Source organism: Caballeronia sp. LZ029 (genome assembly GCF_031451275.1).
GTDB lineage: Bacteria > Pseudomonadota > Gammaproteobacteria > Burkholderiales > Burkholderiaceae > Caballeronia > Caballeronia jiangsuensis.
In genome coordinates, this window is record NZ_JARUXO010000002.1 from 62692 (window position 1) to 83884 (window position 21193).

The following is a 21193-nucleotide window of genomic DNA, read 5'->3' on the forward strand; positions in this document are numbered from 1 at the left end:
CGAGATGAAGTTGCGTCATTGCGATGCCTCCAAGTCGTTACCATCTAATAGTACTCCTTATCCTCCATGCAAGAACGAGTTTTGCAGAGCTTCCTTAACTGATTTCACCTTCGTGCACAAGCCGTATCGTCTGGCTGATCTTGCCAAGGCGCTGAGAGCCTGAGCTTAGAACCGGCTCAATTGAGACGCGACGATCGCAGCGCGTTCACCGCTGAAGCTGCCGCGCTCCGGCATTCAATGTCCAGAATGGCCACGCGGGGAACTCACGATTTCGGAATCTCGGAGACAGCGAATTCGATAGCTGCGACGAGAACGCGACACTCCTAATTGCTCGCTGAGGGTAGATCTTCGCGGCGGCGCGTGGGGATCGGGCCGCCACACGAACTGGCGACCACCGCTAAATATCGACGCGCGGACCGCTAATCCAGGCTTCAGGTGACCAGCGTCGTCGCTTCAATGACCACCAAGCCGACAAGGGCGCCGACTGTCGCGCCTACGATTCTCGGATGCTATCGTTCAACGTGCAGCGCAGCAACATTGAGTCGCGACAAATTTGAACGCCTTGCATGCGTATGCCATCGTTCCGGTTGTCGCGGTTACTGGCCGCCCCATCGCCCATGAGGAGCAACGCGCACGTGATTCCGGCTGCGATTCGTGTCTCGGCAAACCTTTCAGTCTTGAGTCCCTCGCTGACATCCTTTGGCGGAAAAGATCCGAAGACGAGTCATAGCAAGTCAACGACGAGGGCAGGCGCATGGTTGCGCGGTGATCCGTCCGCTAGAAGCAAACTTAACGTCATATCTGCGAGCAGTTGCGTTGGTCGGCCGCGTCTTCAACTTCATTATTTGAAATGCAAGAAAGTCACGGCGAAGAGCTTTCCGCAGCACAAGTTTTGAGGAGCGTTGTTTGGATGTGGACCAGTTGATATTCCGATTCCCGAGGATATCGAGAGGAGCGTCAGAGTCGTCGTTGGCAGTGAATCGCAACGGCCCCGACGCTAGCAACACATGCACGGACAAAGTACCTGGCAACTTCGCTTGTAAGAAGAAGTCGTAAAAAACTCGTGCCGTGGACGCGGTCAATACGCGTACGAGGACGGCTCAAGATATTGCAAGGGCGTGCCGATAACCTTATCGTCAAGCTAACTTTCGGCTCCGAATTCGCGAAAATGATCGAGTTTAACCAACGAGGGCGGGTGCAGCAATCTGACGACGCATCGCGTCGTTGCGCGGGATGTCGCATCGCTCCAGAAAAGACCGTCGACATGGCGTTCGCTTTCCAGCCGATCGTTGATACAAGTCTAGGCGAAACCTTCGCCCACGAAGCTCTGGTTCGGGGTTTGAACGGAGAGCGTGCCGGTTCCGTACTTGCACAGGTTGACGAGGAAAATCGTTACCACTTTGACCAGCGTTGTCGAACGCTCGCAATCGCCCAAGCTGCTGCACTAAATATGAGCAGCTTTCTGTCGATCAACTTCATGCCTAACGCGGTCTACCAACCGGAGGCTTGCATACGAAGCACCCTTGAGGCAGCGGAGAAGCACAGCTTCCCCACCGACCGTATTATCTTCGAGACGGTAGAAGGCGAAAATATAATCAGCCGAAGTCATTTGGTGAATATATTCCGCGCGTATCGGCGGTTCGGATTCAAAACGGCCATCGACGATTTTGGAGCAGGCTATTCTGGACTGACCCTGCTCGTTGATTTTCAGCCAGATTTCATCAAGCTCGACATGGAGTTGGTTCGAGGGGTCGACAGTGACAGCGTTCGCCAGAGTATTGTGCGAGGCGTGCTTACGATGTGTCGGGATCTCGGAGTGCAGGTTATTGCGGAAGGAGTCGAGACAAGGGGGGAACGTGACTTCTTTGCCTCCAACGGCATCATCCTGATGCAGGGGTATTTTTTTGCCAAGCCCGCGTTGAGAGAGATGCCAAAGAGAACAGCTGACTGGCTGGCGTCAACAGCGTAGTTACCAGTCGAGGTGGCCGAATGTCACGTCTCGCCTAATCGCACTATTTGTTTCAAAGATCGAGAGCATCAGACATCCACGGAGCGCATCATGCTCGAACTTTCCGGGACCGCCGAACTGGTGGTCGTTGACGTAGAAACGCGACAAGAAGAGCGCTTCGTTGTGACGGCCAAAGACTTCGACATCGAAAGACGTTCAATGTTGGACGACGACGCGCTGCGCGAAGATGAAGACGGCGAATACGTCGCCTACTTGAGCGCCTTGGGTTTTGACTTCCGGCTCGTCGCGTCGCCGCCTAATCACTTGGAAATCGAGGACGATCCGGAAGACATACAGATTGAAATTGTCGAAAATAACATCGAATTCGTCGAGGCCCCGGGAGAGGACGACGAACTCACGTGACGTATCATCCAAGTTCAGATGGTCCACAACCGAATGACCGGTCGGCACCCTGCGCTCCGACCGCTTGCTTGGTTCGGCGGACCGCTTGTTTCAGCGCGTTATTGCAAAGGGGGCGTCGCGCCGAGCTTCTCGGCAAGCATGCGTTCATAGATTCCAAAGTGAAGATCGACCTCTTCCTGCGTGACTATTTGCACAAACACGTTCACTTGCTCAGGCGGAAGCCCCATTACAGTCGCTATGGCTGCCTCGAGCTGGGGCGCGCATATGCGGTCTTCCGGCAAAGTCGAGCCAACGCTAATGTCGTACGTTTTCGCCCGCCTTGCCGCGATCTCCACAATCCGGGCCCTAGCGCTCATGTTGTTATCAATTGCCAGACGAGCGACCTCAGCGAGTTGATACATCGTCTCCGTCGGAAATCCCTTTAACGAGCGCAGGCGAACCCGATGTCTGCCGAGCGTGCGCCACTCAGTATCAAAGTTCATCTTTACTTACTCCGGAAACCTTTCCGCCGACGGAGATAAGGTCGCACCCAGGGAATTTCAAGGCAAAAAAATGTGAGGCGGCGCCCTTGAAAAGCTCTTGATGGACACTATCTGGGACTTCGCTAGGCAGCGTTCGCTGGATTCCGGCGGCGCTGCGTGTTTCAACCTTGTTTGTCGCGATTAGGCAGGCGAGACTGGAGCGCGTTAGCCCGTTCGCCTCCTCCCGCGAGAGGAGATTCGATCATGAGTGACGTCTACTTCGGAACAGATTTCTTTGCCGACCTCGAGCGCATGCAAAGGCAGCTCTCGGGCCTGTTCGATGGTCTGCCCTCAAGCCTGCGGTCGACCAGCGTCGGCACCTTTCCGCGCATCAATATCGGCTCGACCGACGACTCCATCGAGATCGTTGCGTTCGCGCCGGGCATCAATCCCTCGCAACTGGACATCACGGTCGACAAAGGGATGCTTTCAATCGCTGGTCGCCGCGACCTGCCAGACGGTCACGAAGAAGCACCGGATGCCGCGCCAGGCTCAACGTCGTCGTCGTCCTCCGGAGGGACACGGCAGTACGCGCGCGAACGCTTTAGCGGTGCGTTCAGGCGCGTCATTGAATTGCCGCAACAGGCTGATCCTGACAAGGTGAATGCGCGTTACGTCGACGGCTGCCTCCTTATTTCGGTGGGCAAACGCGAAACGTCCAGGCCCCGTGCAATTCAGATCCAGTAGATGAGGTGCATCATGAGCGAGAACAAACAGATTGCAGATCGGCGCCCTGACTCCGCTGCCGAGCACGAGCTTGACGCCGTGCGTCGTGCAACGGTGATGCCAGCGGTCGACATCGTCGAAAACGCCCATGCTATTACGCTATGGGCGGACCTACCCGGGGTATCGCGGGAGCGGCTGGAGATCAAAGTCCACGACGGTGCGCTTTCCATAGAGGGCGAGGCGATACTTCCGGTATCGCAAGAGCTTCGTCTATCGCACGCAGAGGTCCGCGTACCCTATTTTTCCCGTCGGTTCTCTGTGAGCGACGACTTTGATACAACTAAAATCGATGCGCTGCTGAAAGACGGCGTTCTGAAACTAGCGATTCCGCGTCGCGAAGAGGCGAAGCCGCGAAAGATCGAGGTTCGAGTAGGTTAGCGCACGATCGCGGAGCCGCACACCCGGCTCCGCCGCCCGTGATGGCACAGGGATGCCGCAGCGTGCGGATCAGGAGTCGCTCGCATCCTCAGAAAAGAAACTCTGAACCGTCGCACGACTTATTCGGGGTTCGACCTTACCTGGTTTGCTGATTCTAAGCCAGATCCAGAGCACATTGGCGCGTCCCTCAGGACCACCTGCTTCGTCCCAGGGCCAATATGTCGGATTTTCGCTTTGCTGCCCGCAGGCGGTACATTTATATTTTCTTCCTATGAAAGCTTCGACGCTTGTACCAGGGTTACCAGATGACACTAGGCACGGCACAGGCCAGACGCCCGGACGCGGCGCGTAGTGTGGCACCAAATCCCCATGGCGTTCGCGAATCGAGGCGTGCGCTTGTCGAAACTCTGGCTTTGTTACTCCAGCTGATGGACGCGCCCGTCGCAATCAGAGCATCGACGAGTGCCACGTCTTCGTTGAACGAAAGCGGCTGGAAACCGCCGGCTTTTCGATAGGCCGCAGCCGAGCAACCCAGATTTGCTCCATGGATATGACGATGGCCTTCCTCATCTCGGTATGTCTTGTAGAACTCTTCCTTGACGTTGAGTGGGTGGCCGGTCCAGTCGGTGATGCCGATGACGCCGCACACAGCGTCTGTTTGACACGCGAGCTGGCTGCTCAACCAGTCGGGGGCAACCTGCGTATCGGCGTCGGTGAAGGCTAGCCAACGCGCACCGTGAGCGATAGCCAAGTCAGCGCCCTGTGCCCGTGCTTTGCCAACGTTCCGCTTGCAAACGCTCAAAACGACGGCACCTGCGGCCATTGCGAAAGCCTCGGTGTGGTCAGAGCAGTCGTCTGCTACAACGATCACGATGGTTTTTTCGTCACGCAAAAGTGGATGTAGTGCGGCGACGCCCACGGAACGCACGCATGCGCCGATGAGCTCAGATTCGTTGTGAGCAGGAATAATGACGGCGAGCATGGTCGTCCTGGTGTCGAGAATTTGGCATTGGTCAGGTGCTTGGAGTACTGTTGTCTCCTAGCCCGGCGAAGCTGTCGGGGCAGCGTGCAAACCGCGTGCCAGGCACGCCGTCGCAGTCCCTCGCGTAGTAGGAACGGCCTTCGATTTACGCGGCCGTTACTCGCCATTCCGGCTCTCGACTGGCATCGTCAGCAGCGACGAAAAACGCTTGGTCAGCAAAAATGTGGCCCAGGTGGCTCGCATAGGCAGCTTGACGGTTCGCGTCGGCGCTCCGAATCGGGGTCTCGCCAACCTGCTGCTCGAGCAGCCTGGCGGTCCTCAACGCGAGCTCGCCGCCGCTTGCCGTTACTTCGCTCAGGCAGTTACCGAAGCCGATCCCGGTCGCAAGGATCAGCTTTTCGACATTGCCACGGAAGAGTTAAGCACTTTGAAGTGATCGGCTCCATTGTCGCGATGCTCAATAAGGGCGCCAAAGGACAACTCGCCGAAGGGGTGGAAAAGAAAGCCGAGTTATATCGGTCGTTGACCGGTGCGGAAACGACGCCCATATAACTTCGAGCCTGTATGGCGGTGGCGCACCCCTGACTAACTCCGCCGGAGTGCCGTGGGCGGCGGCGTACATCGACACGATGACGAGCTAACGGCTGACATGTGCTCAAACATCGCCGCTGAAGCGCGAGCAAAGATCGTTTATGAGCGTCTCATCAATGTCACCTATGATCCTGGCATCAAGGAAGCGCTCGGCTTTTTCATGACCCGTGAGTTCACGAGCGTGTATTTCAACATGTCGAAGGGCGACGACATGCGAGGGCCGTGGAACGAGGGCGGCGACTGGCGCTTCATCGAAGGTGCGCAGCCGGCAGTGGATGGCGGCGATGGCCTTGCCACGGTCAACGTGTCCGAAGCAGATGTGAAGACACTTGAATCCATGGCAGCGCGCACCGCCTCAGATCCGATGGCCCGACCGCTCACATGTGGCCGAAGGCGAGACCGCCATCCTCGACGCCAACGGCAATGTCGTGCCACGCGCCGCTCACTAAACGGAAGAGTCACGATGAGCATCTTCTCGACCATTCTCGGCAAGATTTCCGCACGATCATCCAGCCGTGTCGACTTCGCGCAGCTCCACGCCGCCGACGTCAGACACGCCGGCGCGAGCAGCGCTGGGTTGAAGTGCATGAGCAGCGCCCGCCGCGCCCACTGCGTCTGGCGTCGAGCCGGCGCGGACGGCTACGACGCCGGTTCCGGAGGTTGATATTGAAGCGATCCTCTCGAAGAAGCAAAGGGAAAGCGGCCAAGATCTGAACTGACAGACCTCGATCATTGATCTGTTTAAGCTCTCAGCCTGATAGCGGTCTCAAGGCTAGGAACTTGCTGAAGCACTCATCTGCAGCCGCTTCTGTGACGGGTGCGGGAGGGTCTGAGAGCTTGAAACTTCGGCACGTACATTGCTTCAACATCAACAGAAGAGTTCATCGCGCGGATCATGAGAGCGACTATTTGGGGTCATACCGTGCTTCCTGAAGGGCATGAGGAGATCCATCGTTTCGCATTTGACTTGCATGACGGAAGTACAGCCCCGCCTGTCCGAGAGTCTGTCTCGTTGCGTACTGCTCGAGTTGTCGTCGCCCACCTGCAAGACGGAAACGCATTGATTCAGATGTTCCGAGCCATCGTCAGCAGCGAGCCGACGAAATACGACGAACTAATCGGCTGCAGCTTCGAGGACGATTTCATCGAGGATGGACCTAGCGATCGTGTGAATGACTTACCGGGCTGGCAAAACGCTGAGCGTTGACCTAGCAGCAACAGCTTGCAGCAGTTTCGACAGTCGGCCGGTCCTCGTGAGCTCTCGCGCGCCGGGGCGCCGGCAGATTCGAGCGTGATAACGGGCGCGCCCGGTGCCGATGCAGCCAAGCAGATTGCTATTCCCGGGTCTGCGGTCGTGTAATCGCAACCCGCTGCCTTTTTGCCCGTCCGCGGCAGGTGCGAAGTCTCGTCAAAGCTATTCGGTTCGCCGACGCCTGCCTCGACGTTACCGGTGAGCTAGAACAACGCCTGTGGGCAGGTGGGAAGACCTTGGGGAAGGAAACCATACGAGACGGTGCCCCCGGGAAGCTATATTGGATAGTGCGCGGCCATTTGCCATCGTGCAACGCCGGTATAGCCGCGGCGTTGTACTCGTGCGGCGGCCACGGCCTCTTACATCGCGACGGCCAGCGCGCCGGCGAGGAGAAGCAGGCGCAGTGCGCAGTGTGCGTTGTACGGCACAGCGGTTGCTGATCACCAAGCCCGACATGACATTCCAAGGAGCATCCCGTGGAGACAAGTATGGCTATCCGCGCACCGTTGTTTGTCGCGCTATTTGGCGTTTTAACGCCAGTGTGTGCTCAAACGCAAGCTGCTAGTACGACGCAAGGAAATGACCTCTCTCCCGTCGATAAGGCGTTCGTTCAGGCTGCATCAGAATCAAGTTCGACTGAAATTGACACGGCGAAACTTGCCACGAAGCAGTCGCAAGACAAAGACGTTAAAGAATTCGCCCATCGCATGATGGTGGATCACACCAAGCTGACAGTTCAACTCAAGATGGCGGCCCCGCGCGGCGTTGCGGTCCCTAAAGATAATTCGGACCCCGCCGTGCTCGATGCGCTTAAACCGTTGAAGGGGAAGGCGTTTGACGCTGCCTACATCAAGACCGTTGGGGTCGACGGACATCAGAAGGCGGTCGCGGCTTTCCAAAAGGAAGCCCAAGAGGGACAGAATTCTGAGCTAAAAAAAGCTGCAACTAAGGCGCTGCCGACGATTCAGCATCATCTTGAAATGGCACGAGCGCTGGCCGCAAAAAAGGGCGTGGAGTAACGACCGGGTGATCGGTGTGTTCCCAAAAGTCCCAGTGGCGCTCGCATGCTGGGACATCGGGAGACTATGCCGTTATGGCGCACAGGCTTCTTCGAGGTCGTCAGCCATGTCAGCGGACCATGCACACACCGTAGCTGCGTTATTGACGGCGGTTTCGCGCCGCTTGTCTACCGGTGGACGCAACGTCACATCATGCTGATCTACTCATCCGAATCTACGCCCGCGGACGATTCAACGCGCACGGTGTAATCCTGTGTGCCTGGTCAACGACAATGAGGGGGATCCTCGGCCGGGAGGAGCGCGGCGAGGCCGTTGCAGACAGTATTTTTTGCATGCGCGGTGCTCTCGTCACAGAGTTGTGTTTATAAGTCGTGACGCCTCGTTCCGACTGACGCTTGCTGGAGAAGCACGATGACAATCCAGAGAAAATTCGCCAATTAGCGCAGGGTCGGTCACTTCTGCACGAGACGCCTCGTCGTTATGGCGAGCTGATTCCTATCGAACTCGCCGAGACCACGAAGCGCGTGCCGCACGAGATGTTTGCGCTCGTCGCATTTCTAGTGCTAACGGCCTAATGCGTGGCGGGGCATGGTTCGCCGTCGCGGTCATCGCCGTCACCGTGATGATGTCGCGCAAGGCGGCGCAACCGTTTCAGATGCTGCGCCAGGAACTGCAACGCGATATGGATGCCATCAACGAGGCCGCGCAATGAAGCATGCCGACGCTCAGGGAGCGGTGCTCGCTCGCAGGGCGGAATCGCGCGCGGAGCTAATTGCCGCACACGTCGCCGATGATCCATCGCGTGTCACACGCGCTGCGCGCGTGCCATCGCGCACGCTGCTAGCGGGCACCCCGTCGTGGCTTCTGCGCACGCCGAATGCCGAGTTGATTGCGCTCACGCTTGTCAGCGTCGCCATTCTTCGAATGCGGCGCACGGTTCAGACAGCGGTCGGCGCGGGATTGAGCGCGTCAACCCACCGGGCATTTGCCAATGTGTTCGACGCGCTGCGAGGGTGACTCACGGAGGAGTAAGGATCAATGCAGGCGCTCTGTGTTATCGCCCGCATCCTTTGGGATCTTCGATTCGAGTTCTTCCTTGCGCTGCAACAGTTTCTTGCCGAGCGCGTCCAGATCGGTGCCGGACTCTCGCAGCTTGGGGAAGAGATCCGCCTCTTCCTCTTCGATGTGATGTCGCACCATCTCGCTCATCACTTTGAAGGTTGCATCGAAACCAGCTTCGCCCGCCTTCAGCGTCATGAACTTGTCGATCAGCACCTTCACGAGATAGTGCTCGACATACGCTTCTTCGACGTCGGGCCGGTCGCGCTGGTGTAACGCTTTCTGCGCAGCCGGATAAAGTAGCTGTTCTTCGATCATTGCGTGAACAGTGAGTTCTTCGCACGCGCGTCGAACGAGTGCGGACTTCGCATCGAGATCGTCGTCCTTCGCTTTCTGGAACGCCTCGAAGAGCTTCTCGATGGCGCGATGATCGTCTTTCAGCAATTCGATGGCGTCTTGAGTTTGCGCGGGGCGGGAAGCGGCGGTATTAGCTTGTGCCGGGGTCGTAGGCATTGCGTTCTCCGTTCGAATAATGTGATCGTCGCCATTCAAAGCAAAGTGCGGGCCTGGCCGTTTTTTGTCGCGCATATCAAGGGCGGGAGCGAATGCGAATCTACGGGCGTTGTATGGCACCCTGAAGCATGGCGGCGAACTCGGCGTCGAGGCGCATCGCGCGCGGCCGGAGCGCGTCTGCATGATCGATCCCGGCCATGTAACGGAAGCATCGAGCACGCGCAAGGGGCCGGCCTCGCACTCGTTGCGCCCAGCGAGATCAACGCAAATGCGAAGGACACGAAAAAGCATCCGCACGGAGTCTGTCCTTCGAAAGGTGCGATTGATAAATTCGCGGTCGACCTACTTTTACGCCGCGAAATGAATCAACAAAACGCAGTTCCCGATGCAGAGCCGATGGACACCGTGCCCACGACGTCGAGTCCGGGATACGCCAAGGCGCATCCGATCGCACGAGCGTTCGACGCGTTTGCGAGCGCCGTCACCCGATGGGCGGGCTCGCCAGTCGCATTCGGCCTTGCAGTGATCTCGGTTGAAGGTGCTGGCGTCGCATCGTCTGGCGAGCAACCAGTTGATCGGCGTCGAAGACGCAACCGAGGACGAGTTGCGCAAGCTCGCCGCGGCCTATTTGAAGCTCGCATCGGAAAGCGGGTCCGTGAGCTCGACGGATGACGTCGGTGCGGCAGCTGAGATTGCGCGGCGGCTCGCAAAAGCACAAGACAAGAGCGCGGCCTCGCGCACTGCTTGAATCCCCTAGGATCTTCTTTTCGAAAGACGGGCGCCGATAACGCACGCGGCACGATGGTTGCGTTAGTAGCGTGCAAGCTCCGATCCGGCGGCGACGTTGCCGCATTACTGGGAGATGGTCATGGATGAACAGAAAGAGCAAGACCGCATTCGCCGCCGTGCCTATGAGATATGGGAGCGGGAGGGCTCCCCTGAGGGACGCGCGGAGGAGTTTTGGGAGCAGGCAATAGCGTCGATCAGCGCAGAAGACGCGCAAGGCGTCACTACGAGCAATGCTGCCGCGGACGGGCCTGAACGACCGGAAAGCACCAGCAAGTAAATCATTCATCGCAAGATCCGACTTCCGCTGCCTGTATAGAGCGCGGAATGCGTCTGTTCGTCTGGCGCGCGCCCAATTCAACCTCAAACGATCGACTCATATGAATCCGACAATGAAGCCCGTGCGCAAGCCGCTCGACCGGGAAATGGAAAATGCATTGCGCCGGGTTTTCGGATTTCCGAATCTGCGAGCAGGGCAGGAGGACGTCATCCGCAGCGTGATGGACGGGCACGATACCTTGGCGGTCATGCCGACCGGTGCGGGCAAGTCGCTATGTTATCAACTGCCCGCGCTGCAATTCGAAGGCATGACGCTCATCGTATCGCCGCTCATATCGCTCATGCGCGATCAGGCGACGAAGTTGACCGAAGCCGGCATTGCGAATGCCGTGCTCAACAGCGCGCTGTCCGCGAGCGAGTTGCATGATGCAATGGACGCGCTCGCCAGGAACGCGCTGCGCATGCTGTTCGTTACACCGGAACGTCTTGTCGACCCGGAGTTCGTCGCGCAGCTCAAGTCGCTGGATGTACCCGAGATCGCGCTCGTCGTCATCGACGAGGCGCATTGCATTTCGCAGTGGGGGCACGACTTTCGTCCCGCGTATGTCGAACTGATCCAGGCGATAAAGTTGTTGGGCCGCCCGCCAATACTCGCACTTACCGCAACCGCGACGCCTGCGGTCATGACCGATATCACGCGCGAGCTTCAGATGCGGGCGGCCAATGTCATTCATACAGGCGTCTATCGCGAAAATTTGCGTTTCGGCGTCGAACAAATGACGAACCTCGAGGATAAGCGCAAGCGGGTCGTAGAGTTGACGTGCAGCGAGAAGGGCAGCGGCATCGTCTATTGTGCGACTGTCGGGGAATGCGAGGCGCTTCATGCGGCCCTGATCGAAGCGGGCGTTGCAGCGGAGCGCTATGATGGCAAGCTCGCGGCGGGCGCGCGATCGGCGTCCCAGGACGCCTTCATGGAAGAACGCGCGCGGGTGATGGTCGCGACCAATGCGTTCGGCATGGGCATCGACAAGCCCGATATCCGCTTCGTGATCCATGCACAGATGCCCGGCAGTCTCGACGCGTACTATCAGGAAGCGGGCCGCGGCGGACGCGACGGCGAGCCGGCGCGCTGCACGTTGCTCTTCGAACTGAAGGACAAGCAGGTGCAGCAGTTTTTCCTGAGCGGCCGCTATCCGAGTGCGCAGACCATCGAACGCGTTGCGCGGACGGTGCGTGAACTCGCGAACGAAACGAGCAGCAAGACGCTGGAGAAGCCGCTCGAGCGCCTGCGTGACGCATTGCCCGACGTGGGCGCGAACAAGCTGCGCGTCGCGGCAACCCTCCTCCACGATATCGGCATGACGCGCCGCACGCGCCACGGTGGTATGAAGCTAATCGATGAGGACGGCAGCAAGGCGGACGCGAAACTCGGCGATGCATCGCACGCCTATGTAGCGCGCGCCGAGCAAGACCGGGCCGTGCTGGAACGCATGATCAGTTATGCGCAAAGCGCTCAATGTCGCTGGCGCATTTTGCTCGATTACTTCGCGCACAACGCGGACTCATCATCGGACGTACATTACGCCCCGCCCGATGACGAACTCGGCGGAAAGACATGTGGCGTATGCGATAACTGCCTGCATCCACCGGAAGTGATCGAGAGCCCGCGCGAGCTTCTCGAACACGCCCGTAAGAAAGAAGAGACGAAGCCCAAGCGCGCGGTGCCAACATTCGAACGAGGCGAACGAGTCGTCGTGCGTCGCTATGGCGAAGGTATCGTCGAAATGGTCAGCGGCGAAAGCGTGGCCGTGCGTTTCGCTCGCGACGAAACGCGCACGTTCATCGCGCGATATCTTAAACGAAGCCGCGCCATGTCATCGTGAAGCCCGCCAATGGGATAACGCATTCTGGCGCGCGCATGACTGTTGACGACTAGAATATCGAAGCACTCGCGCAAACGGAAGGGCCAGATGAATCGCAATCTTCGACTTCGAACGATCGTCGCATTCGCGTGCGCCTGCATGACATGTGCGACAAGCGCATGGGCGCAGGAGACTGGCGCGCCGCCGGGCAATACGTCATCCCAAGGCAATACGGGCAAATCCGCCGGCGTCGCGGGCGCTGCGGGCGCTGCCGGACAATCCGGAACGGACCCTGCGACGTTAAGCCGCATCGAGGAACAGCGCGTTCAGAAAAAGAACGGCGCCCAGGGCGCATCGTCAACACATGACGCCCGTAAGCGCAAGGACCGGAAGGAGTGACGCCGGGCGTGTCCTCCGATGCCGAGCGCACGCGCGTGCGCCGCCGCATCGTTGCCGACCTGTGGCGCGCGGTGTGGGCGTGGCGTTATCAGACCGCCGCCGCCATTGTCCTGATGATCAGCGCGCGGCTCGCGGTCGTGTCGGTTCCGTTGATGCTTAAGCGCGTCATCGACGAGTTCAGTCATCCCGCAACGACCGTCGTCTTTCCCGTCTTCCTGGTTCTCGCCTACGTCTTGTTGCGCTATCTCGGCGATGTGCTGAACGAAGCACGCGACGTAGTCTTCAGCATCGTCACTCAGCGGACCGTGGCGTCGTTTGCAGAGCGAACGTTCGCGCATCTTCATGCATTGGGCGCGCGCTTTCATGCGCAGCGCGAAACCGGCGCGGTCGTGCGAGACGTGCAAAAAGGTGCGGACGGTGTCGGTTGTTTACTCGGCACTGCGTTCTTCACCATCGTGCCGGTGATGATCGAAATCAGCACGGTCGTTGCCGTGATGATGAGCAGTTACGCGATCGAATTCATGGTGATCATTACGGTGACGTTTGTGCTGTATTCGGTGTGGACGCTCATCTCCACGCGTTATCGCATGCGCTTTCAACGCGCGGTCAACAGGCTTGAGGCCCAGTCCGATAGTCGTCTCGTCGATAGCCTGCTCAACTATGAAACCGTCAAGTTCTTCGCGAGCGAGCGCATCGAAACGAACCGGCTCACGAGCGTGCTAAACGAATGGGTGCATGCGCGGGTCGCCAATCAACGCGCGCTCACCCTGCTGCACGTGGGACAGAGCACGATCATCGCCGTCGGCATTGCGGCCGTGATGCTGCGCGCGGCGCAACAGGTCGTTGCGGGCACGATGAGCGTCGGCGATCTCGTGCTGGTGAACGCCTATATCGTGCAGGTATGCAACCCGCTCAACACGCTGGGCTTCGTATTTCGCGAGACCAACGACGCGATCGTGAACGTCGAACGCATGTTCATGATTCTTCTCTCGCGCGGCCGCGTGCGTGAAGATGTGGACGAGACCGGCGCGCAACCGCTCAGCGTGACAGCAGGCGAAATCGAGTTCGACCACGTCGAGTTCGGTTACGATCCGGCGCGGCAAATTGTGCGCGATGTCGATTTTCGCGCGCATCCGGGCAAGAAGCTCGCGGTGGTTGGGGGCAGCGGCTCGGGCAAGTCGACGCTCGTGAAGCTGCTCTTCAGGCTCTACGAGCCGAGCGCGGGCGCGATACGGATCGACGGACAAGACCTCGCGCACGTCACGCAGAACAGCCTGCGCGCGACCATCGGCATCGTGCCACAGGACACGGTCCTCTTCAACGATACGATCGCCTACAACATCGCTTATGGCCGCCCCGATGCCACGCGCGCGGAGATCGTACAGGCCGCGCGCGCCGCACAGCTCGATGGCTTCATCGAGCACTTGCCGGATCACTACGACACGCGCGTCGGCGAGCGCGGCGTGCGGCTCTCGGGTGGCGAACGGCAACGCATCGCGATCGCGCGCGCGATTTTGAAGGACCCGCGCATCATAGTGTTCGACGAAGCCACCTCCGCGCTCGATACGCGTTCTGAACGCGCGATCCAGACCGAGCTGGATCGTCTCGCGAAGGGACGCACGTCGATCGTCATCGCGCATCGCCTCTCGACGGTTGTGGATGCCGACTGGACGCTCGTGATGGAGCATGGGCGTATCGTCGAGCAGGGACAGCATGACGAACTGCTCGCTCGCGAGGGCGTGTATGCGCGCATGTGGTCGCTGCAATGGCAGCAGGGTGAGCTCGAGCATGCGCAGCGCAAGGTCTCCGCGCAGGCGGTCGGGCTCGATGCACTCGTCGCGGGCGTCATCGATGCGCTGCATGAAGAGATCGCGGCGCGCGGCGTGAACCTTTATACCGTTATCGCCGAGCCGGGCTTGCGCGTGTCCGGCGATGCGAGCGTGTTGCAGCAGGTCGTCGCCGATCTGTGCCGCGCGCAGATGAGCGCGGCGATGCGCAGCGAGCGTATCGAGTTGCGCGTGTTCCGCGAGGGCAATCACGCCAGTCTCACGGTGATGGGGCAGCGACCCGATCCCGCCGATCTTTCGCAGCAGCAAGTGCGGCGTCTCGAGAACGCATTGACCGAGACGGGCGGAAGCCTTGCGGTGCGCTACATCGACAAGCACGTCGCCTATGTCGCAACGATGCCCTTACGCCCGGTGCTCGACGAAACGGCCGCTCCCGAAGCTTCGCACGACGACGCGCTCAAGGGCGTCACGGTGATGGTGCTCGACGATCAGGAAGAAGCGCGCGACGCGCTTGAAGGTCTGCTCGAGTCAGTCGGCGCGCATGTGGTCCTGTGCGCATCGGGCGATGATGCGTTAGCCAGGCTTCGCGCATTGCCGAGCGCGCAATGGCCCGACGTGTTGCTCTGCGATATCGTTTTGGGCGGCGAGCAGGACGGCTATGAAGTTTTGCGACTCGTTCGTGAGGAAGAGGCGAGTCGCGGCGCATCGCTTGGCGAACGCATGCCCGCTATCGCGCTGACGGGGCATACACAGGCCGAAGCGCGCTCGCGCGCGCAGGCGGCGGGCTTTCAGGCCCATCTGACGAAACCGGTGCCCGCGCCGAAGCTGATAACGTCGATAAGCGCGGTGACAGCGCGGACTATCTAAACGCGCTGGGCCTCGCGCGATTCCGAGGCTTCGATAACCTGCCGAAAATGCTGCGCCGTGCGACGTAGCCCTTCATCGAGCGGCGTCGTCGGGGACCAGCCGAGCTTGTCGCGCGCCAGCGCAATGTCCGGCTGACGATGCCACGGATCATCCAGCGGCAAAGGCTTGAACACGATGTCCGACGACGATCCCGTCAACTCGATGATGCGCCGCGCGACATCGAGCATCGTCAGCTCGTGCGGATTGCCGAGGTTCATCGGACCCGTGAACTCGTCGGGCGTATTCATGAGGCGGATGAACGCCTCGACCATGTCGTCGACATAACAGAACGAGCGCGTCTGCATGCCTTCGCCATACACTGTGATCGGCTGGCCCGATAGCGCCTGCATCATGAAGTTCGAAATCACGCGGCCATCCGACGGATGCATGCGCGGCCCGTACGTATTGAAGATGCGCGCGATCTTGATCGAGAGTCCATGTTGCCGCCGATAATCCATGAAGAGCGTTTCTGCGCAACGCTTGCCTTCGTCGTAACACGAACGTGGCCCGATAGGATTCACATTGCCCCAATACGCTTCCTGTTGCGGATGCACGTGTGCGTCGCCGTAGACTTCGCTCGTCGAAGCCTGAAAGATTTTCGCGTGAACGCGCTTGCCAAGACCGAGCATGTTGATCGCGCCGTGCACGCTCGTCTTCGTCGTCTGTACCGGGTCGTGTTGATAATGGATAGGTGAAGCAGGGCACGCGAGGTTGTAGATTTCATCGACTTCCACGTAGAGCGGAAAGGTCACGTCGTGACGCATCAGTTCGAAGTTGGGGCTATCGAATAGATGCGCGATGTTGTCCTTGGTGCCGGTGTAAAAGTTATCGACGCATAACACGTCATGGCCTTGCGCCACCAGCCGCTCGCACAGATGCGAGCCGAGAAAGCCCGCGCCACCGGTCACCAGAATGCGCTTTCTATAAGCTTCTTTCATGTCGAGATGTTCCAGTAATGATGCGTGCTAGCTGCATACGTAGCGCAACGCTTCGCCCCAGTCGTGGGCGAAGCGGGCGATGTGAAAGCGTTCGAGCGCAGTCCGTTGTGCGCCTTCGCCAAGACGTCGCGCCTCAACGGGATCGCGCAGCAGATGCTGCATTGCGTCGATGAGCGTATTCGTGTCTGTATGGACGAAACCGTTCTCGCCGTTGTGAATCACGGTGGCGAGTTCGGTCGTCGCAAGTCCGATGATCGGCATGCCGATCGTCATCGCCTCGACGATGGCAAGCCCGAGACTCGTCCAGCGAATCGGGTTGAAGAAGAAACGATAGCGCGCGCTGAACGCCGCGAGTTGCAGATTGCCGATCTCGCCGATGCCGCCGGCTGACTGCGCATCCATGCCGACGAGATCGAGCGGCACGGACGCGGCGGCCTGCGCATAGACATCATTGCCGAGCCGCCTTCCTCGTTGATGCAGATGATTGATCACCGCGATGCCGCGCGCTAGCTCGCCGGTGTAGCGCACGTCCTTAGGCACCACGACGCCATGCTCGATAACGCGCGTCGGCGTGTCGCCGCTATCCCACATCAGTCGGTTGAAGTGCGTGACATGCACGAGCAGCGTGCCGTGCTCCTGCACCCAATGCTTCTGCTCGAACGGATTTTCCTGCGGTGGATCATGCTCGATATAAACCCGCGGCAAGCGCCGTTGCGCATCGGTGAGAAGGTTGAGGCGGTCATCGTCCCATTGCTGTTTGTGCTGAAACAGGATCACATCGAATGACTGCGACGGCACTTCGCTCGCCGGCATTTCATGCACGTTCGCCCCGAAAGGCAACGCGCCCGCCTTGCCCGCGTATCCGGGCGGATAGCCGGGGCGCGTCACCAAATAGAAGTCGTGCGGCGTTTGGCTCAAGTAGTAAAGATAATTGCCGTGGATATGCCAGGTAAGCACGCGCAGGCGTCGGGAACTAGTCTTGGGCATGAATAAGCGCCTCCTCGAGGTGTCCGAATGCGACATCGAGCACGCTCTGTACACTCACGTTCAGCGCACATTCGTGTTGATAGGGACATTCGCGGAATGCACAAGGCCGGCACGCAGGCCAGTCTGCGAGGACTGAATGACGCGCGTGGTCGAGCGGCGCCCAGCGTTGCGTATCGCTTCCCGAAGCGATCACGACACTCGGCGTGCGCATCGCAGCGGCCACATGCGAAAGCCCCGTGTCGTTGCAGACGATGAGCCTCGCCTTCGCGACGAGCGCAGCGAGCGCGCCAAGCGACGTACGTCCAGCGAGGTCGATGGCATTCGTGCCTGCACCGCGTGTCACGCGTGCGGTCAGCGGCGCTTCCGCCGCGCTGCCTGTGACGGCGACTTGCCAGCCCGCATCCGATAGCGCGCGCGCCACTTCACCGAAGCGTTCGACGGGCCATCTACGCGAGGGCAACTGCGCACCCGGATGAACGAGGATGAGCTTGTTCAACTCTATCGCGAAGGCATCGACAAGCGCATCGCATTCGCGTTCGTCTTCCTTGGTCAGGGGAATCTCGAGATCGAGCGTGCGGACCTCGATGCCGAGACGTTCCATCAAGGCGGTGTATCGTGCGGGTTCGGGCAGGTCATCGGGCCACGGCATGAAAACGCCTTCGCGCAAGGCTTCATCGGGCTTCAGAAAGCCTGCGTTCAAACGCGCACCCATGCGTTCGACGATGTCGTTCGCGACACCGCCGCTGCCATGCAACTGAATGGCAAGATCGAAGCGACGCTCGCGCAACGCGCCTAGAAACGCGGGCAGATGCGCATCGGTCTCCTTTTGCTCTGGAAAGCCGATCGCACCAGGAAACACAATCAATCTATCGAGCAGATGCGTGTATCGCTCGACGAAATGCGCGGCCCACGGCAAGCCAATCAATGCGATGTGCGCTTTCGGATACGCCTGGCGCAATGCGCGCAATGCGGGCACGGCGCACAGCATGTCGCCGAGTTGCAGCGCGCGAAAGATGACGATGCGCTCGACCGGCTCGGCGTTCATAGGAAGAACACCTTGAACTTGAACGCGCCGCGAATCCGCCAGTAGATCGACAGATACGGAATGATCGCCGACGTGCACAACATCTCCGCGATATGCGCGGGCGTGCGCGCGGTCGTCTTGAGTCGTTGCATGCAGAACCAGATCGTCATCGCAATCCATGCAACGGCTGCGGCCATTGCGATATGCGTTGCGCCCGCCATTAGCGACACGAACAGCACCACGAGCGCCGCGAGCATCGCATAGTAGAGCAGCGGAGGATGGCGCCGGATGCGTTCGCGAAACAGCGTGCGATGCTTCTTGTAGAGCAACGCATCGAACTGGCTCTTCTTCTGTTGCGAAATGCTCACGCCCCAGCGTGCGGGCCGCACCGGATGAAGGATCGCGGCATCGTCGGCGCGTGCGATCACGAGGCCCGCCTGCATCAACGCGAATTGCAGATCCGAGTCTTCACGCCATGCCGACGTATAACGCGCATCGAATCCGCCCGTGCGTTCGAGCGCGGCGCGTGTCGCGAACGCGTTGGCGGTCGCGAATTCCGCATTTGCGAGTCCGGCCGCGTCGAGTTCGTAATCGGTGGGGCGCTTTGGCAGCGGCACGACGATACGCCCGGATACCGCGTCCGCGCCAGCATCGAGCGCGCGCAGGCCGTTCGCGAGCCATTGCGGATCGGGGATGGTGTCGTCGTCGGTGAATGCGATGCGTCTTGCAAGCGATGCACGCCAGCCCGCGTTGCGCGCGCCCGCCGGGCCTTGCGTCGCCGTCACCGGCACATAGCGGATCTTCGGTCCGCTCGACGCATGCGCTGCGGCAAGACACTGCACGCATGCCTTCGTTGCTTCGTCGGGTCCGTCGTCGCATACGATGATCTCGTAGCGCGTCGGATCGTACGTCTGCGCGGCAATGGCGGACACGCAGCGTTCGAGCATCGCGGGACGGCGATAGGTCGGCACGATCACGGACACGTCGGGAATGAAATCGCCACGTGACGCAACGGCCGCAGCCGTCGCACCCGTCTCCGCGTTTTCGAAAAGACCGGCATACGTGCTCATGCGCGCGTCCCCGGCTTTTCGATGAGGAAAGAACCGATCACGAGCGCATCGAGCGGCGATGTCCAGAACGATTCGAGCGCGTCGCGCGGCGTGTTGACCATCGGCTCGCCGCGCGTATTGAACGATGTATTGACGAGAATCGGGACACCTGTGCGTGCCTTGAACGCGGCGATCAGATCGTAATAGAGCGCATGCTGCGCGCGATTGACGGTCTGCACGCGCGCAGTGCCGTCGATATGCGTGACGGCCGGTATGCGCGCTTTCATCTCTTCACGCACGTCGAACACGAACAGCATGAACGGTGCGACGCGCGCGTCGACGAACCACTCGGATGCATGCTCCTCCATCACGACGGGCGCAACCGGACGAAAGTCCTCGCGGTCCTTGATTTCGTTGAGCCGTGCCTGCATCGACGCATCGATGGGCGACGCGAGAATCGAGCGTGCTCCAAGCGCACGCGGCCCGAATTCCGTACGTCCCTGATACCAGCCGATCACGCGGTTCTGCGCGAGAAGGTCGGCGGTTTCTTCAGCGATATTCGTGAGCTTGCGATAAGGCGCGCGTGTCCATTTCAGAAACGCTTCGATCTCTTCATCGCCGAATTCGGGGCCGAGATAGGCGTGGTCCATCCGCCACTTGCGGCTGCGATCGCCCCCTTTTGCGCGCTCGCGATAGTCCGTCCACAACGCGGCGCCAAGCGCGGTGCCTGCATCGCCGGCGGCGGGCTGCACCCACATTTCGTCGAACGGTCCGCGATCGCGCAGGCGCGCGTTCATCACGCAGTTGAGCGCGACGCCGCCCGCCATCGCGAGATTCGGCAAGCCGGTGCGTTCGTGGAGCCACTTCGCAAGTTCGAGGGCGGTCTCCTCGAGCACCTCTTGCAGCGAATGCGCGATATCGAAATGATGCTGCTTGAGCGGTCCGCCACGTTCGCGCGGCGGACCGAAACGTTCGACGAGGCGCGGCGCATCCACGGTATAGCTGCCGTCGTGCCGATATTTCACGATCTCGCGAAACTGGTCGACATACGCGGGCTTGCCGAACGATGCCAGCGCCATGACCTTATACTCGTCCGACGAATGCAGGAAGCCGAGATAGCCCGTCACGGCTTCGTATAGCAAGCCGAGCGAATGCGGCAGTTCGACTTGCTTGAGCCGCTGGTACTCGCCGTTCACGAATTGCCCGAGACTCGTCGTGACGCCTTCGCCTCGTCCGTCCACCGTGAGGACGGCGGTGTCTTCAAAAGGTGCCGCGAGAAAAGCGCTCGCTTCATGGCAGAGATGATGATCGACGTGATGCCAGGCAAAGCGGGGCGCGCGTCCTCCGCTTGCGAAGCGCCGCTTCAGATGATGCGGCGCGCCGTCGAGCAGTTGCGCTTTCGCGTTGACGATATAGCTCAGAAACAACGGATCCCACGGCGATTCGGAAGGATTGCCGCCGGGCTGCGCGGACGGCATCATCGGCAACGCGATACTCGCCTTCACGTCCTTCGGCATGCCCGAAAAGAGCTGCGGATCGTACGAATACGCGACGTGATCGATATGGGCCAGTTCGATGCCCGCTTCCTTCAGGCAATAGTCGATCGCATCGAACGGAAGCTGCCATGTCGAGAACGGCACCGGGCGCTTGGCATGCTTGACGTGCGTGAAGCGTTCGTCCTCGGCCGCCGCAAGGACGACGCCATCTTTCACGATCGCAGCCGCGCTGTCGTGATAAACCGCATTGATTCCCAAGGTGTACATG

20 protein-coding genes and 1 pseudogene are annotated in these 21193 nt (G+C 59.9%); 13 read left to right on the forward strand and 8 right to left on the reverse strand.

The annotated features are described in order from the left end of the window. The first annotated feature begins 1168 nt into the window (after window positions 1-1168). On the forward strand, window positions 1169-1969 hold the full coding sequence (locus QCE73_RS15255; RefSeq protein ID WP_045462494.1) for an EAL domain-containing protein: 801 nt from the start codon (window positions 1169-1171) through the stop codon (window positions 1967-1969). Between the two features lie 90 nt (window positions 1970-2059). Beyond that, entirely contained in the window at window positions 2060-2371 is a 312-nt protein-coding gene (locus QCE73_RS15260) for a hypothetical protein (protein ID WP_035508474.1), read from the forward strand. Window positions 2372-2469: 98 nt separating this feature from the next. On the opposite strand, the gene QCE73_RS15265 is transcribed toward QCE73_RS15260, so the two are convergent. Beyond that, window positions 2470-2853, reverse strand: a complete 384-nt coding sequence (locus tag QCE73_RS15265) for a hypothetical protein (RefSeq protein WP_035508471.1) — start codon at window positions 2851-2853, stop codon at window positions 2470-2472. A gap of 243 nt (window positions 2854-3096) precedes the next feature. Between QCE73_RS15265 and QCE73_RS15270 the strand changes: the two genes are divergently transcribed. Both QCE73_RS15270 and QCE73_RS15275 read left to right on the forward strand, forming a co-directional pair. After that, window positions 3097-3579 carry an Hsp20/alpha crystallin family protein gene (locus QCE73_RS15270; protein WP_035508469.1) on the forward strand — a complete coding sequence of 161 codons (483 nt, stop codon included), beginning with the start codon at window positions 3097-3099 and terminating at the stop codon, window positions 3577-3579. A gap of 12 nt (window positions 3580-3591) precedes the next feature. Then, window positions 3592-3996 carry an Hsp20/alpha crystallin family protein gene (locus QCE73_RS15275; RefSeq protein WP_035508504.1) on the forward strand — a complete coding sequence of 135 codons (405 nt, stop codon included), beginning with the start codon at window positions 3592-3594 and terminating at the stop codon, window positions 3994-3996. A 298-nt stretch (window positions 3997-4294) separates the two neighbouring features. On the opposite strand, the gene QCE73_RS15280 is transcribed toward QCE73_RS15275, so the two are convergent. Then, on the reverse strand, window positions 4295-4978 hold the full coding sequence (locus QCE73_RS15280; RefSeq protein WP_045462519.1) for a glycosyltransferase family 2 protein: 684 nt from the start codon (window positions 4976-4978) through the stop codon (window positions 4295-4297). 223 nt (window positions 4979-5201) lie between these two features. Between QCE73_RS15280 and QCE73_RS15285 the strand changes: the two are divergent. From QCE73_RS15285 to QCE73_RS15305, 5 genes and pseudogenes are all read left to right on the forward strand, one after another. Further along, a pseudogene (locus tag QCE73_RS15285) lies at window positions 5202-5951 on the forward strand (manganese catalase family protein); the annotation flags it as partial. Window positions 5952-6629: 678 nt separating this feature from the next. Continuing rightward, window positions 6630-6776: a hypothetical protein gene (locus QCE73_RS15290; protein ID WP_175585715.1), complete on the forward strand. Its 147-nt coding sequence runs from the start codon at window positions 6630-6632 to the stop codon at window positions 6774-6776. Between the two features lie 533 nt (window positions 6777-7309). Beyond that, a complete protein-coding gene (locus QCE73_RS15295; protein ID WP_045462524.1) occupies window positions 7310-7840 on the forward strand; it encodes a DUF4142 domain-containing protein in 531 nt (176 codons plus the stop codon). Window positions 7841-8414: 574 nt separating this feature from the next. Continuing rightward, window positions 8415-8552, forward strand: coding sequence for a hypothetical protein (locus QCE73_RS15300; RefSeq protein ID WP_231928059.1), 138 nt, complete (start codon window positions 8415-8417; stop codon window positions 8550-8552). Beyond that, complete coding sequence (locus tag QCE73_RS15305) at window positions 8549-8857, forward strand: hypothetical protein (protein ID WP_035508460.1); 309 nt, start codon at window positions 8549-8551, stop codon at window positions 8855-8857. Before QCE73_RS15300 ends, QCE73_RS15305 begins: the two co-directional genes overlap by 4 nt. 18 nt (window positions 8858-8875) lie before the next feature. Here the strand turns inward: QCE73_RS15305 and QCE73_RS15310 are convergent, their stop codons facing one another. Next, complete coding sequence (locus QCE73_RS15310; protein WP_045462528.1) at window positions 8876-9412, reverse strand: hemerythrin domain-containing protein; 537 nt, start codon at window positions 9410-9412, stop codon at window positions 8876-8878. Window positions 9413-9944: 532 nt separating this feature from the next. Between QCE73_RS15310 and QCE73_RS15315 the strand changes: the two genes are divergently transcribed. The 4 genes from QCE73_RS15315 (at window position 9945) to QCE73_RS15330 (ending at window position 15392) form a co-directional block, all read left to right on the forward strand. Next, window positions 9945-10160 carry a hypothetical protein gene (locus tag QCE73_RS15315; protein ID WP_309882118.1) on the forward strand — a complete coding sequence of 72 codons (216 nt, stop codon included), beginning with the start codon at window positions 9945-9947 and terminating at the stop codon, window positions 10158-10160. Between the two features lie 120 nt (window positions 10161-10280). After that, window positions 10281-10478: a DUF2934 domain-containing protein gene (locus QCE73_RS15320; protein WP_081478333.1), complete on the forward strand. Its 198-nt coding sequence runs from the start codon at window positions 10281-10283 to the stop codon at window positions 10476-10478. A gap of 100 nt (window positions 10479-10578) precedes the next feature. After that, window positions 10579-12360, forward strand: coding sequence for an ATP-dependent DNA helicase RecQ (locus QCE73_RS15325; RefSeq protein ID WP_309882121.1), 1782 nt, complete (start codon window positions 10579-10581; stop codon window positions 12358-12360). A gap of 386 nt (window positions 12361-12746) precedes the next feature. Further along, window positions 12747-15392 carry an ATP-binding cassette domain-containing protein gene (locus QCE73_RS15330; protein ID WP_309882123.1) on the forward strand — a complete coding sequence of 882 codons (2646 nt, stop codon included), beginning with the start codon at window positions 12747-12749 and terminating at the stop codon, window positions 15390-15392. Here QCE73_RS15330 and QCE73_RS15335 read toward each other — a convergent pair. The 5 genes from QCE73_RS15335 to QCE73_RS15355 are packed head-to-tail and all read right to left on the reverse strand — an operon-like array spanning window position 15389 to window position 21192. Continuing rightward, entirely contained in the window at window positions 15389-16369 is a 981-nt protein-coding gene (locus tag QCE73_RS15335) for an SDR family oxidoreductase (protein ID WP_309882125.1), read from the reverse strand. The genes QCE73_RS15330 and QCE73_RS15335 overlap by 4 nt on opposite strands. Window positions 16370-16396: 27 nt before the next feature. Then, window positions 16397-17356, reverse strand: a complete 960-nt coding sequence (locus tag QCE73_RS15340; RefSeq protein WP_035508446.1) for a glycosyltransferase — start codon at window positions 17354-17356, stop codon at window positions 16397-16399. Further along, the gene (locus QCE73_RS15345) at window positions 17343-18401 is read right to left on the reverse strand and encodes a glycosyltransferase family 9 protein (RefSeq protein ID WP_035508443.1); all 1059 of its coding nucleotides are present in this window, start codon (window positions 18399-18401) and stop codon (window positions 17343-17345) included. Before QCE73_RS15345 ends, QCE73_RS15340 begins: the two co-directional genes overlap by 14 nt. After that, window positions 18398-19450 carry a glycosyltransferase family A protein gene (locus QCE73_RS15350; protein WP_309882128.1) on the reverse strand — a complete coding sequence of 351 codons (1053 nt, stop codon included), beginning with the start codon at window positions 19448-19450 and terminating at the stop codon, window positions 18398-18400. The genes QCE73_RS15345 and QCE73_RS15350 overlap by 4 nt, the downstream gene beginning before the upstream one ends. Continuing rightward, window positions 19447-21192 (reverse strand): carbamoyltransferase C-terminal domain-containing protein, encoded by a 1746-nt coding sequence (locus QCE73_RS15355; protein WP_309882129.1) that lies wholly within the window; start codon window positions 21190-21192, stop codon window positions 19447-19449. Before QCE73_RS15355 ends, QCE73_RS15350 begins: the two co-directional genes overlap by 4 nt. Window position 21193: the final 1 nt, after the last annotated feature.

Coding starts and splice junctions, on each gene's coding strand:
- QCE73_RS15255 (WP_045462494.1), top strand. CDS start 1,169: ATGATCGAGTTTAACCAACGAGGGCGGGTGCAGCAATCTGACGACGCA.
- QCE73_RS15260 (WP_035508474.1), top strand. CDS start 2,060: ATGCTCGAACTTTCCGGGACCGCCGAACTGGTGGTCGTTGACGTAGAA.
- QCE73_RS15265 (WP_035508471.1), bottom strand. CDS start 2,853: ATGAACTTTGATACTGAGTGGCGCACGCTCGGCAGACATCGGGTTCGC.
- QCE73_RS15270 (WP_035508469.1), top strand. CDS start 3,097: ATGAGTGACGTCTACTTCGGAACAGATTTCTTTGCCGACCTCGAGCGC.
- QCE73_RS15275 (WP_035508504.1), top strand. CDS start 3,592: ATGAGCGAGAACAAACAGATTGCAGATCGGCGCCCTGACTCCGCTGCC.
- QCE73_RS15280 (WP_045462519.1), bottom strand. CDS start 4,978: ATGCTCGCCGTCATTATTCCTGCTCACAACGAATCTGAGCTCATCGGC.
- QCE73_RS15295 (WP_045462524.1), top strand. CDS start 7,310: ATGGCTATCCGCGCACCGTTGTTTGTCGCGCTATTTGGCGTTTTAACG.
- QCE73_RS15300 (WP_231928059.1), top strand. CDS start 8,415: ATGCGTGGCGGGGCATGGTTCGCCGTCGCGGTCATCGCCGTCACCGTG.
- QCE73_RS15305 (WP_035508460.1), top strand. CDS start 8,549: ATGAAGCATGCCGACGCTCAGGGAGCGGTGCTCGCTCGCAGGGCGGAA.
- QCE73_RS15310 (WP_045462528.1), bottom strand. CDS start 9,412: ATGCCTACGACCCCGGCACAAGCTAATACCGCCGCTTCCCGCCCCGCG.
- QCE73_RS15320 (WP_081478333.1), top strand. CDS start 10,281: ATGGATGAACAGAAAGAGCAAGACCGCATTCGCCGCCGTGCCTATGAG.
- QCE73_RS15325 (WP_309882121.1), top strand. CDS start 10,579: ATGAATCCGACAATGAAGCCCGTGCGCAAGCCGCTCGACCGGGAAATG.
- QCE73_RS15335 (WP_309882125.1), bottom strand. CDS start 16,369: ATGAAAGAAGCTTATAGAAAGCGCATTCTGGTGACCGGTGGCGCGGGC.
- QCE73_RS15340 (WP_035508446.1), bottom strand. CDS start 17,356: ATGCCCAAGACTAGTTCCCGACGCCTGCGCGTGCTTACCTGGCATATC.
- QCE73_RS15345 (WP_035508443.1), bottom strand. CDS start 18,401: ATGAACGCCGAGCCGGTCGAGCGCATCGTCATCTTTCGCGCGCTGCAA.
- QCE73_RS15350 (WP_309882128.1), bottom strand. CDS start 19,450: ATGAGCACGTATGCCGGTCTTTTCGAAAACGCGGAGACGGGTGCGACG.
- QCE73_RS15355 (WP_309882129.1), bottom strand. CDS start 21,192: ATGTACACCTTGGGAATCAATGCGGTTTATCACGACAGCGCGGCTGCG.